General features: G+C 53.4%; 1 protein-coding gene and 1 pseudogene. Both read left to right on the plus strand.

Annotated elements, in window-relative coordinates; all coding sequences use genetic code 11:
• Positions 1-221 (plus strand): annotated as a pseudogene (locus PYR71_RS30705) (hypothetical protein); the annotation flags it as partial.
• Positions 222-353: 132 nt separating this feature from the next.
• Positions 354-723 (plus strand): phasin (locus PYR71_RS30710; protein ID WP_272785014.1); only part of this gene is annotated, 370 nt, incomplete at its 3' end.

The raw sequence follows: 723 nt of genomic DNA on the forward strand, positions 1-723 counted from the left end.
ACATTTCTCGCAAATGTCGGGCATCCGCCACTTTTGTCAGGTTTGTCGTGATTGGAACGTTTTGTTCGCCGGTCTCTCCGTCAAATACACATCAACCTGCCCTCAACCCGCCCATTGATAAAAGAAAATCATCTTCTTGGCGCGTCGGAGCAGTTGGCATGGTGTTTGCTGATCCCTGGTTACAAGCGGCAGAAAGCAGTCTGCATGATGCCGGTTCATGAAACGAACGGAACGGAGGCCACCTGACCGTTCGTCATCGGATCCGCGTTCTACCAAGCGGCCATGCATCCGCCGGCGGAAGGGTCAATCCCGATGTCACAGCTTGCAACCAACTCAAAGAGAAGGAAAATGCAATGACCAAGATTTCCGAAAGATCCTTTGAAACGATCGAAAACCCGGGGTCATCGCCGCTCAAGGTGCCAGATCAGTTCGGCGCATCTGTTGAAAAGGGGAACAAGAAGGTGACAGAGGCTTTTTTGAAATTTGCGTCCGGCGCTGAAGCGACACAGAAAATGCTGCCTCCGATCCTCGAAACGACAAGTCTATTCGGCAACGAATTGTGGTGGAAGACGATCGCTGCACTGCAAGCCGACGCCGAGGCCGGCTTCTCACATTTGCAAGCTTTGCTGGGCGCGAATTCGCCGTCGCAGATCCTCGAACAGCAGTCGACCTTTTTCCGCAAGCGCGTTGAGACAAGTTTGCAGCACGCCAAGGAAGTCCGGG

The sequence above is a fragment of the Rhizobium mulingense genome (assembly GCF_029194105.1).
Classification (GTDB): Bacteria; Pseudomonadota; Alphaproteobacteria; order Rhizobiales; family Rhizobiaceae; genus Rhizobium; species Rhizobium mulingense.